The 11,364-nt window shown below is 73.1% G+C and carries 9 protein-coding genes; 4 read left to right on the top strand and 5 right to left on the bottom strand.

Annotated elements, in window-relative coordinates; translation table 11 throughout:
- On the bottom strand, positions 1-441 hold the full coding sequence (locus tag PUR71_RS10360; protein ID WP_329926326.1) for an SRPBCC family protein: 441 nt from the start codon (positions 439-441) through the stop codon (positions 1-3).
- A 112-nt stretch (positions 442-553) separates the two neighbouring features.
- Between PUR71_RS10360 and PUR71_RS10355 the strand changes: the two genes are divergently transcribed.
- Positions 554-1,447, top strand: coding sequence for a HipA family kinase (locus tag PUR71_RS10355; protein ID WP_329926418.1), 894 nt, complete (start codon positions 554-556; stop codon positions 1,445-1,447).
- Between the two features lie 2 nt (positions 1,448-1,449).
- Here PUR71_RS10355 and PUR71_RS10350 read toward each other — a convergent pair whose 3' ends face one another.
- The 4 genes from PUR71_RS10350 to PUR71_RS10335 form a co-directional block, all read right to left on the bottom strand.
- The gene (locus PUR71_RS10350) at positions 1,450-1,827 is read right to left on the bottom strand and encodes a hypothetical protein (RefSeq protein ID WP_329926325.1); all 378 of its coding nucleotides are present in this window, start codon (positions 1,825-1,827) and stop codon (positions 1,450-1,452) included.
- A 195-nt stretch (positions 1,828-2,022) separates the two neighbouring features.
- The gene (locus PUR71_RS10345; protein ID WP_329926323.1) at positions 2,023-3,513 is read right to left on the bottom strand and encodes a S8 family peptidase; all 1,491 of its coding nucleotides are present in this window, start codon (positions 3,511-3,513) and stop codon (positions 2,023-2,025) included.
- A gap of 220 nt (positions 3,514-3,733) precedes the next feature.
- On the bottom strand, positions 3,734-4,852 hold the full coding sequence (locus PUR71_RS10340) for an amidohydrolase family protein (protein ID WP_329926321.1): 1,119 nt from the start codon (positions 4,850-4,852) through the stop codon (positions 3,734-3,736).
- 3 nt (positions 4,853-4,855) lie between these two features.
- Complete coding sequence (locus tag PUR71_RS10335; RefSeq protein WP_329926319.1) at positions 4,856-6,268, bottom strand: glutamine synthetase family protein; 1,413 nt, start codon at positions 6,266-6,268, stop codon at positions 4,856-4,858.
- Between the two features lie 474 nt (positions 6,269-6,742).
- Between PUR71_RS10335 and PUR71_RS10330 the strand changes: the two genes are divergently transcribed.
- The 3 genes from PUR71_RS10330 to ccrA all read left to right on the top strand — a co-directional run bounded on the left by PUR71_RS10330 (position 6,743) and on the right by ccrA (position 11,361).
- Positions 6,743-8,518, top strand: coding sequence for a 3-hydroxyacyl-CoA dehydrogenase family protein (locus PUR71_RS10330; RefSeq protein WP_329926317.1), 1,776 nt, complete (start codon positions 6,743-6,745; stop codon positions 8,516-8,518).
- Positions 8,519-8,718: 200 nt separating this feature from the next.
- A complete protein-coding gene (locus PUR71_RS10325) occupies positions 8,719-9,639 on the top strand; it encodes a TetR family transcriptional regulator (protein ID WP_329926315.1) in 921 nt (306 codons plus the stop codon).
- A gap of 384 nt (positions 9,640-10,023) precedes the next feature.
- On the top strand, positions 10,024-11,361 hold the full coding sequence (gene ccrA / locus PUR71_RS10320) for a crotonyl-CoA carboxylase/reductase (protein ID WP_329926314.1): 1,338 nt from the start codon (positions 10,024-10,026) through the stop codon (positions 11,359-11,361).
- Positions 11,362-11,364 lie beyond the last annotated feature (3 nt).

Genomic DNA, 11,364 nt, shown 5'->3' with positions numbered 1-11,364 from the left:
TCAGCGGACCTCGGCCGCCAAGTTCGCGAGCACCTCGTCGTGGATGCGGTTCAGGCCCTTCGGGGCGAAGGTGCGCTCGAAGAAGCCGCCGATGCCGCCGGCGCCCTGCCAGGTGGCCGAGACCGTCACCTTCGAGCGGCCCTCGCCCGCCGCCGCGACGGTCCAGGTGATCACCATGCTGGAGTTGGCGTCCTTCTCCACCAGCTGGTCCGGCTTCGGGGCCGAGACGGTGAACAGGCAGTCCCGCACGCGCTTCTCGGTGGCCTGGAGCTTCCAGTGCACCTGGGTGCCGGCCCCGGTGCCGCCGGCCCGGACCTCGTACTCGCTGTACTGCGCGGGCAGCAGCTTCGGGCGGGTCACCTGGTAGTCGGCCAGCGCCTCGTACACCCGCTCCGGGGCGGCGTCGTAGACCCGCTCGGTGGTGGCCAGCACCTGTCCCATGACCTGTACTCCTCGTGTGGTGGTTCCGATCTCAGCGGCAAGCCAACCACAGGGCCGCGGACCGGGCCTTCCGGGGCTCGCGCCCGGGTGCGGAGGCCGTAGGGTGGCGGATGTGCTCGAACTGGTGACAGCAGTGCGCTACGTGGACCCGCTGCGGGCCGGCGGCTCCGTGCCCGGCGTCGTGGAGACCGACGACCTCGGCACCTACGTCGTGAAGTTCACCGGCGCCGCGCAGGGGCGCAAGGCGCTCGTCGCCGAGGTGATCGTCGGCGAGCTCGCCCGGCGGCTCGGCCTGCGCGTGCCGGAACTGAGGCTGGTGGACTTCGACCCCGCGGTCGCCGCGGACGAACCGGACACCGAGATCCAGGACATGCTCAAGGCCAGCGCCGGGCTCAACCTCGGGATGGACCTGCTGCCCGGCGCGCGCGACTACCGGCCGGACCTGGTCCCCGTCGGCTCCGCCGAGGCCGGCCGGGTGGTCTGGCTGGACGCCCTCACCGGCAACGTCGACCGCACCGTGCACAACCCCAACCTCGTGGTCTGGCACGGACGGCTCTGGCTCATCGACAACGGCGCCGCGCTGATCTTCCACCACCGCTGGTCCACCGCGGAGGCGGCCGTCGGCAAGCGCTACGACCTCAGCGCGCACGCGCTCGGCGGCTGCGCCCCGGACGTCCGGCTGGCCGACGAGGACCTGCGGCCCCTGGTGACCGTCGGGCTGCTCGAGGAGGTGCTGGCGCTCGTCCCGGACGAATGGCTGGCCGACGAGCCGGGGTTCGACTCGGTGGACGCGGTGCGGCACGCGTACGTCACGCACCTGGCCGCCCGCGCGGTGCTCTCCTCGGCGTGGCTGCCGGAGGGCTTCGCCACGCCCGATCAGCTGCGCGAGGCCGAACGGCGGCGCGCCGCCCGGACGAGGGCCGGACGCCCGGCCTGGCTCCAGGAGGTGCCGGACCTGCACGGCAAGCCTTCGGTCGAGACGGTGTGGGAGCACCACGCGGAGTAGCACTAGTGCAGCGCGGGGTGGATCCAGCCGAAGTACTCGACCGCGGTGCCGGCCAGCAGGCCGGCCATGAGCAGGGGGAAGACCGCGGCGCCGTTGCGCCGGCGGACCCGCGCCGGGATCAGGGCAGCGCCGAGGCCCGCCACGAGCAGTCCGGCGAGGGGGCCGGCGGCGAGCATCGCGATCAGGCCCGCCACCGCGCCGACGGACGAGCCGGCCGCGAGCCCCATCACGCCGGCCATCAGGCCGACGACCACGAACTGCGCCAGCATCGTGCCGGCGGCGAGGAATTCGGCCATGCCGAGGACCAGCCACGGCCAGCTGCGCGCACCGCCGGCCGGTCGGGCCGGGACCGCCTGCCAACCGGTGCTGGTGTGTGCCATGCCGCTCAACTCCCCTGATGCTTCCGTTCGGTACAGATCCATCCTGGCGAGCGGACCGTGGGTCGGGCCTGAGTACGGGTACTCAAAAAAGACCGGGGAGCGGGACCCAGTGGGCCCGCTCCCCGGTGCTCAGGTGCTGAGGTGCTCAGGTGCTGAGGTGCTCAGGTGCTCAGGTGGTCACCCGCGGTCGGCGCGTCAGCGCCACCACTGGACCGCCTTCTCGGCGTTGATGATGCCCGCACCGTAGAAGCCGTTGTCGTTCTCGTCGCCCTCGCAGGTCGCCTTCCACTGGCCGGCGCCGCCCGGGTTGAAGTCCCCGGTCGGGCAGGCGTGGGACTCGGCCTGGTTGGTCAGCAGCTCGGTCAGCTCCTCGGGGCTGGCCCACGGGAAGGTGCCGGCGAGCAGCGCGACGACGCCGGTCACGTGCGGGGTGGCCATCGAAGTGCCCTGCATGTAGCCGTACTTGTTGCCCGGGATGGTGGACAGGATCCGGCCGTCCTTGTCCGGGGTGTCCGGGATCTGGTAGCGGCGGTCGCCACCCGGCGCGGCGACGGTCACGACGCCCTTGCCGTAGCTGGAGTAGTACGACTTCTCACCCTTGACGCCGACGGCGGAGACGGCGACGACGCCCGGCAGCTCGGTCGGCAGCGACAGGCAGTCGTTGGTGACCGGGCGGGTGCCCGGGGTGGTGTCGTCCGGGCTGGAGACGTCGGTGGTCTTGTGGGCCAGGTCGATGTTCTCGTTACCGGCCGCGGCGACGTTGAGGACGCCCTTGCGCTGCGAGAACGCGACGGCCTTGCGGACGGCGGCGGTGATGGCCGCCTGGTCCTTGTCGTTCGGGCAGTTGAACATCCACGGGTCGACGTAGTAGCTGTTGTTGGTCACCTTGAAGCCGTGCTCGCCGGCCCACACGAAGCCGCAGACCGCGTTCTCCGGGTAGATGAAGCCGCCGTCGTCGACGACCTTGACCGCGGCCAGCTTCACGTTCGGCGCGATGCCGACGACGCCCTTGCCGTTCTTGGCGGCGGCGATGGTGCCGGCCACGTGGGTGCCGTGGTCGCTGGTGGTCGGCTGCCAGGCCTTCCAGTCGGTGTTCGGCTTGCCGTCGACGCAGGAGACCGACTGCGAGGCGTCCACGTTGGGGGCCAGGTCCTCGTGGGTGGCGTCGATGCCCGAGTCCAGCACGCCGACGGTGACGTTGCGGCTGCCCAGGGATATCTTGTGCGCCTTGTCGACGCCGATCTGGCGCATGTCCCACTGGTTGGCCTCGTACGGCTCCTGCCCGGCGGCGGGGGCCGCGGCGGGCTCGGCGGCGACGTCGGCCTTGCCCTGGTCGGCGGCGAGGATGCCCTTGGTGCGGCTCGCACCGACCGAGTCGACGCCCTTGACCTGACGCAGCTTGTCGGCGAACGCGGTGTCGTTCGAGCGGGCGACGACGACGCCGATCTGCTCGTAGGAGTACACCACCGTGCCGCCCAGGGTGGTGATCGCCTTCTCCACCTTCTGCACCTGGCCGTGGTTGGCCTTGGTGTTGACCACGTAGCTCAGCAGCGGACCGGTCGTCGACCCGGCCGCGGGGGCGGGAGCGGCGATGGCGGTACCGGCCGGGAGCGCGAGCGCGCCCGCGGTGGCGAGCACGAGGCCCACCGCCGCGTACCGGGTCCGGCTGATCCGAGAAACACGCATAGGGGTAGGCCCTCCCGAGTCGTCATGCAGCAACTGCGGCAGCAGATGCGATGGAGTGATCGGGACGCTAATGAATATTTACTGAGAAAAGCAAGAGGTAGTCATCTAATCGTCACATCTAGACCAACAGTGGAGCCCAGGAGTCCGCAGGTCAACGGGCAAACAGTCGGTCATAGTGTTAAAAAGTGATGACCCTCGGGCGGGTTGGGACGCATGCCACCTAAAGGGCGTACAACCGGCGCGCGTTGTCCGCGGCGACCATCCGGGCCAACCGCTCCGCGTCCGCCGCCGAGCAGGCGCCCGCGGCCCGCCACTGCCCGAGCAACTCGCCCAGTCCGTACCGGAACTGCGCGGCGCCGACCACGTACAGCTCGGGCAGGCCGTACGCGTCGGTGGAGAAGAGCAGCTTGCCGAACGGTGCCAGTTCCAGCATCTCGCCGAGCACCGCCGCCACCCGGGGGCCGGCGTAGGAGGCCGTCAGCCCGAGGTCGGCGTACACCGTGGGGAAGGCCTGCGCGAGGTACGCGGCCTGGCGGTGGTACGGGTAGCAGTGCAGCAGCACGAGCGGGACTCCGCTCGGCTCGGCGGCGCGGACGAACGGGGTGAGCAGGGCCGGATCGGCCAGGTGCAGGGTGAGGTCGGGGTCGCCGAAGCCGGTGTGGAGCTGGATCGGCAGGCCGAGCCCGGCGCACACGTCGACGGCCGTCCACAGCAGGTGGTGCAGGAGCACCGGATCCGTCAGCCGACCGCCGCCGGTGCGTCGCCAGGCGCCCGCCGCAGCCACCACGGCGGGCCGGGCGGGCCGTTCGGGCGGGACGGCGAGGCCGTGCCGGTAGGCGATGACGGACTTGACGGCGACGGCCCCGGCGGCGGCCCCGGCCAGGGCGTCGCGGACGGCCTCCGGCCAGCCCCCGGCCGTCGCGGACACCGCTTCGGCGACCGTCTCCAGCCGGATCACCTCGCGCACCCGGGCGCGGGCGGCCGCGGCGAACTCGGTGAGCGGGAGCAGCGACCGGCCCGCGGCGGCGGTGAGCCCGGTGTCGATGAGGCAGGTGTCGAGCCCGGCGGCGGACAGCAGCCGGCCGGTGGCCTCAGTGGCGCCCAACTCCCGCCTGCGGGCGAGGTATTCGGCGGCCGACGGGTGGGCGGGCAGGCCGAGCGCGGGCGGGCACCAGCGCCGGACGGCGAGACCGAGGGCGCTGTCGAAGGGCGTGGTGCCGGGCGCGGGCGGGCGGTCCGACTCGGTGAGCAGCCCGGCGAGGTCGTCGTCCGGGAGGTCGGCCGCCACCACGCTGTGGCAGTGGTGATCGACCAGCGCGGGGACGTCCAGGAGGGGCACCGGTCAGTACCGCCAGCGGGTGGCGGCCACCATGCGCTCGGGGGCGGTGTCGGCGTACTGCACGGCCTCGGCCCGGCGGACCGCGAGCACGGCCTGGTACAGCGGCTCGCCGAGCGCCTCGCGGAGCACCGCCGAGCGCTCGTAGGCGGCGATCGCCTCGGCCGGGCGGGCCGGCAACCGGGGCACCGTACCGGGCGCGGCGGCGGCCGGATCGCCGTTGAACTCCGGCGGCAGGGCGAGGCGTTGGTCCAGCCCGGCGAGCCCGGCGGCGAGCACCGCGCCGACCGCGAGGTAGGGGTTGGCGCTGGCGTCGAAGCACTTGACCTCGGCGTTGGCCGCCGCGGAGCGCTCCCCCGCCGAGCCGGTGACCAGGCGCAGCGCGGCCTCGCGGTTCTCCAGGCCCCAGCACTGGTAGGCGCCGGCCCAGTGCGAGGGCACGAGCCGCAGGTACCCGGCGGGGCTGGAGCAGCCGAGCACGAGCAGTTCGGGCAGCGCGGCGAGCACGCCGGCCAGGAAGCCCTCGGCCTCGGCGGTCAGGCCGTGCGGGCCGGAGCCGCCGCGGCCGAGGTTGCGGTCCTCGCGCCAGAGGCTCAGGTGGAGGTGGGCGCCGTTGCCGACCGTGCCGGCCTCGACCACGGGGGCGAAGGAGACCCGCAGGCCGTGCCGGGCGGAGACGGCGCGGACGGTGTGCCGGACGAGGACGGCGGTGTCGGCGGCGGCGACCGGGCCCTCGGGGGCGACCGAGACCTCGAACTGGCCCGGCGCGTACTCGGGGTGGATCTGCAGGACCTCGAGTCCTTGCTCGCCGAGGGCGCGCAGGACGTCCCGCAGGTAGTCGGAGAGGTCGGTGAGGCGGTGCATCCCGTACGCGGGGCCGTGGGTGGGGTACTGCGGCTCGTCGGCCGGGGCGCCGGCGAGGGCGGCCACCCACTCGACCTCGATGCCGGCCTTGAGGGCGAGCCCGCGGGCGGCTGCCGTGGCCTCCATGCGGCGGGCGAACAGCCGCTGGCAGCCGGGGTGCGGCGTGCCGGCCTGGGTGTGCCGGTCCCCCGGGGCCCAGGCCCAGCCGGGCTGGGCGGCGAGCGGGACGACCCGGCCGAGGTCGGGGTACAGGCGCAGGTCCCCGGTGGGGCCGCCGATGATCGGGCTGGTCGTGATCGCGTCGTCGGCGAGGAACACGTCGAAGCAGGGGGCCGCGCCGAGGCCCCACTGGGCGGCGTGCACGAGGCCGTCGAGCGGCACGGCCTTGACCCGGGTGATGCCGGCGTTGTCCACCCAGGTGACGGCGACCGCCTCGACCCCGGCCGCGCGGAGCCGGTCGGCGGCGGCCTCGGCCTGCCGGGCGCGCTCGGCGCGCGGGGGCAGCTCGACGGCGGCGTGGGCGTCCACGGCGACGGCGACGGTGTCAGCGGTCATGCCTTCATGCTGCCCCTCGGGGCGGGCCCGCGTAACTCCTCGATCGGGTGGTCGGAACGGACGCGCATCCTCCCGTTCACCCGTTCGGGGCAGGGCGGTTTTGCCGCCGTCCGACCCCTTCCTACTCGGCAGTAGCTTCGCTACAGTGGCCGCACGCACCGCCGTCGGGCTTCGGGAGCCGCACCGACGGGTGCCGTGCGTCCTTCACCGGCCGGTGCCGCGAACCGCGGCCGACCGGGTTTCCCTCCTCGTGTCAGCGCCGCTCCGTTCAGCTCCGAGCGCCTGAGCACCACGGCACACCCCGCGGTTCGGCCGGAGCGGACCGGCCACTGCGCGGGTGGGCCTCACCCGTCATCCCTCCAGCCCCCGCGCACGGACCCTCCTCCGGCGGGCTGCCGCCCCCTGTTCACGCACGGGCGCGGCGGCGCGCCCGCCGGAGCGCGCGCGGGCCCTTCATGACTAGGAGTCAGGACCATGCAGCGTCCCTTTCCCACGGTCGCCGTGGTCGGCCTCGGCACGATGGGTGCCGGCGTCGCGGTGGCGGTCGCCAAGAGCGGCCGCCGGGTGATCGGCATCGAGGCCACCGAGGACTCGGCCGCCCGGGCGCTGGCCCGGATCGAGGAGGCCACCGCGCACGCCGTCGAGCGCGCGCGGATCACCGCCGAGGAGCGCGCGGCCCTGCTCGCGCTGATCTCCGTCGGCCACGAACTCCCCGCCGCCGCCGGTGCCGACCTCGTGATCGAGGAGGTGCCCGAACAGCTGGAGCTCAAGCGCGAGGTCTTCGCCGAGCTGGACCGGATCTGTCCGCCGGAGACGGTGCTCGCCACCGGCACCACCGCGCTCTCGGTGACCCGGATCGCCGCCGCGACCGCCCGCCCGGACCGGGTGCTGGGCCTGCACTTCTTCAACCCGGTCCACACCATGAAGCTGGTCGAGGTGGTCCGCACGGTGCTGACCGCCCCGCAGGTCGCCGAGGACGCCGCCGGGTTCGCCCGGGACCTCGGCAAGGAGCCGGTCGCGGCTGGCGACCGGGCCGGTTTCGTCGTCAACGGCCTGCTGTTCGCCTACCTGAACCAGGCCGCCGCGATGTACGAGTCCAAGTACGCCTCGCGCGAGGACATCGACGCCGCGATGCGACTCGGCTGCGGCCTGCCGATGGGCCCGCTGGCGCTGCTCGACCTGATCGGCGTGGACACCGCGCGGACCGTCCTGGAGGCGATGTACGAGCAGTCCAGGGACCGCCTGCACGCGCCCGCCCCGATCCTCGGCCAGCTGGTGTCGGCCGGGCTGCTGGGCCGCAAGACCGGCCGCGGCTTCTACACCTACGAGGCACCGGGCTCCTCCAGGGCCGTCGACGCGGCCACCGGGCCGGCTCGGCCGAAGGTGGCGGGCCGCGAGGTGCGCACGGTCGGCGTGTGCGGCTCGGGCACGATGGCGACCGGCATCGCCGAGGTGTTCGCCAAGTCCGGGTACGCCGTGCTGCTGGCCGCGCGCAGCCAGGAGAAGGCGGACCGGGCCAAGGCGCAGCTGGCGAAGTCGCTGGAGCGCTCGGTGACCAAGGGCCGGATGAGCGCCGAGCAGCGGGACGCGGCGCTCGCCCTGGTGACGCCGGTCGGGCAGTACGCGGAGCTGGCCGAGGTCGACCTGGTGGTCGAGGCGGTGGCCGAGGACCTGGCGGTCAAGCGGGAGCTGTTCGCGGCCCTGGACAAGATCGTCCGGCCGGGCGCGGTGCTCGCCACCACCACCTCCTCGCTGCCGGTGATCAGCTGCGCGACCGCCACCTCGCGGCCGCAGGACGTCGTCGGCATGCACTTCTTCAACCCGGCGCCGGCGATGAAGCTGGTCGAGGTGGTCTCCACCGTGCTGACCGCGCCGGACGTCACCGCGACCGTCCTGGACCTGTGCGCCAAGGTGCGCAAGCACCCGGTGGAGTGCGGGGACCGGGCCGGGTTCATCGTCAACGCGCTGCTCTTCCCGTACCTGAACGACGCGGTGCGGATGCTCCAGGAGCACTACGCGACGGTGGACGACATCGACACCGCGATGAAGCTCGGCTGCGGCTACCCGATGGGCCCGTTCGAGCTGCTGGACGTGGTCGGCCTGGACGTCTCGCTGACCATCGAGCAGGTGCTGCACCAGGAGTTCCGCGAGCCGGGCCTGGCCGCCGCGCCGCTGCTGGAGCACCTGGTGGCGGCGGGCTGCCTGGGCCGCAAGACCGGCCGCGGGTTCCGCGACCACGCGCGCCGGTGACCGTGCCGCAGCCCGGCGGCGCCGCTCCCCACGGGGCGGCGCCGGCCGGGAGCGCCCCGGCGGCCGGGCAGCCGCGCTCGGCCTGGAACCCCGGAACGGTGTCCGCGCGCTGGCCGCGCCCGGCCGTGACCGGCCCGGTCGCGCCGGTCCGCCGGGGAAGGGCCGCCGGGGCGCCGCCGGGGCCGTGTAGCGTTCCGGACATGGATCGGGTTCAGTCAGCCACCCCGCAGCAGTCCGCCGCACCGCGCGCCGCCGACCGGCCGGCCACGTCGGCCGGGGGCACCGGCCCGGACGTCGGACCGGGCGGCCGCCGGGCCGCGGCGCAGCGCCTGCAGATGCGCCAGGACCTGGCCACGGCCGCCATGGACCTGTTCGCCTCGCAGGGCTACGAGGAGACCACCGTCGACCAGATCGCGGCGGCGGCCGGGGTCGCCCGGCGCACCTTCTTCCGGTACTTCCGGTCGAAGGAGGAGGCGATCTTCCCCGACCACGACGACACGCTCGTGCGGGTCGCGGACCTGCTGGCCAGCGCCGAGCCCGAGGAGCACCCGCTCGACGTCGTCTGCCGGGGCATCAAGGAGGTGCTGCGGATGTACGCCTCCACGCCGGGGGTGTCGGTCGCGCGGTACCAGCTGATCCGTCAGGTGCCGGCGCTGCGCGAGCGGGAGATCGCCGTGGTGGCCCGGTACGAGCGGCTGTTCACCCGGTACCTGCTGGGCCGCTTCGACACCGGCGAGGACATCCCGTCGGGCTGGCAGCGCGGCGGCGAGGACGACTCCATGCTGGCCGAGGTCTCGGCGGCGGCGGTGGTCGCGGCACACAACCACGTGCTGCGGCGCTGGCTGCGGGCCGGGGGCCGGGGTGACGTGGAGGCGCAGCTGGACCACTCCTTCGAGGTGATCCGGCGGACCTTCTGGGCGTCCAGCGCGCCCGGTGCCAGGCGCCGCGGGTCCCTGGTGGCACCCGGTGCCAGTGGGACACCCGGGGAGGTGCTCGCCGAGAGCGCACTGAGTGCCAGCCCCGGAGGTGAGGTACTCATCACAGTCGCCCGGACGGACGCTCCGCTGGACGTCGTGGTGGACAGCATCCGGGCCGCGCTGAGTGGCTCCGAACGCGCCTAACGGGAGCGTTTCCGCAGGTCACAGAGGAATCGAAGGTCAAAAAGGGCCCGCGCCGAGGAATCGGCGGCGGGCCCTTTTCGTCCCCGTTCGGGTGTCCATGACAGCCGGTGGAGGTCGGCCAAATTCCTGACACCCGGTGTCTTTACGACTGGCACAGGGTGCCACTACGTTGTTACCCACCAGTCGCGGCGCCGCGGCTCCCCACCTCGGCGCGCCGTCGTCCGGTGTTCCCACACCCCGGGAGCAGTGCCCGTACCACCCGGTCCCACGGCCGGGCCCCGCCTGACCCGCCCACCACCCACCTCAGCGAAGCCGGTGTCCGCTCCCGGCCTTCCCCAGACGCCCTGTGCGCCCTCACACAGGTACGCCTCCGGAGGCAGAGCCATGCAGCAAATCCTCGACGCGATCCTCAGCAACAACGCCACGGCGGAGGACTTCGCAGCGATCCAGCTCCCCGATTCCTACCGAGCGGTCACGCTCCACAAGGACGAGGAACAGATGTTCGCCGGCCTCGACAGCCGCGACAAGGACCCCCGCAAGTCCCTCCACCTCGACGACGTCGCCCTGCCGGAGCTCGGCCCCGGCGAGGCCCTGGTCGCCGTCATGGCCAGCTCGGTGAACTACAACACCGTGTGGAGCTCGATCTTCGAGCCGGTCTCCACCTTCGGCTTCCTCGAGCGCTACGGCCGGCTGTCGCCGCTCACCAAGCGCCACGACCTGCCCTACCACGTGCTCGGCTCCGACCTCGCGGGCGTGGTGCTGCGCACCGGCGCCGGGGTCAACTCCTGGAAGCCCGGCGACGAGGTCGTCGCCCACTGTCTCTCGGTCGAACTGGAGTCCCCGGACGGCCACAACGACACGATGATGGACCCGGAGCAGCGCATCTGGGGCTTCGAGACCAACTTCGGCGGTCTGGCCCAGATCGCGCTGGTGAAGACCAACCAGCTGCTGCCCAAGCCGAAGCACCTCACCTGGGAGGAGGCCGCCTCCCCCGGCCTGGTCAACTCCACCGCCTACCGCCAGTTGGTCTCGCGCAACGGCGCCGGTCTGAAGCAGGGCGACAACGTGCTGATCTGGGGCGCCAGCGGCGGCCTCGGCTCGTACGCCACCCAGTACGCGCTGGCCGGCGGCGCCACCCCGATCTGCGTGGTCTCCAGCGAGGCCAAGGCCGACATCTGCCGCGCCATGGGCGCCGAGGCGATCATCGACCGCTCGGCCGAGGGCTACAGGTTCTGGAAGGACGAGAACAACCAGGACCCGCGCGAGTGGAAGCGCCTGGGCGCCAAGATCCGCGAGTTCACCGGCGGCGAGGACGTCGACATCGTCTTCGAGCACCCGGGCCGGGAGACCTTCGGCGCCTCGGTCTACGTCACCCGCAAGGGCGGCACCATCGTCACCTGCGCCTCCACCTCCGGCTACATGCACCAGTACGACAACCGCTACCTGTGGATGTCGCTCAAGCGGATCGTCGGCTCGCACTTCGCCAACTACCGCGAGGCGTACGAGGCCAACCGGCTGGTCGCCAAGGGCAAGATCCACCCGACGCTGTCGAAGGTCTACTCCCTGGAGGAGACCGGCCAGGCCGCCCTCGATGTGCACCACAACAAGCACCAGGGCAAGGTCGGCGTGCTGTGCCTGGCGCCCGAGGAGGGCCTGGGCGTGCGCGACGAGGAGTTCCGCGCCCGGCACGTCGAGGCCATCAACCGCTTCCGCAACGTCTGAGGC

The organism is Streptomyces sp. SP17BM10, from assembly GCF_036322405.1.
GTDB lineage: Bacteria > Actinomycetota > Actinomycetes > Streptomycetales > Streptomycetaceae > Kitasatospora.
Note: the sequence above shows the minus strand (reverse complement) of the source record. Positions and strands in the feature narration are given on the sequence as shown.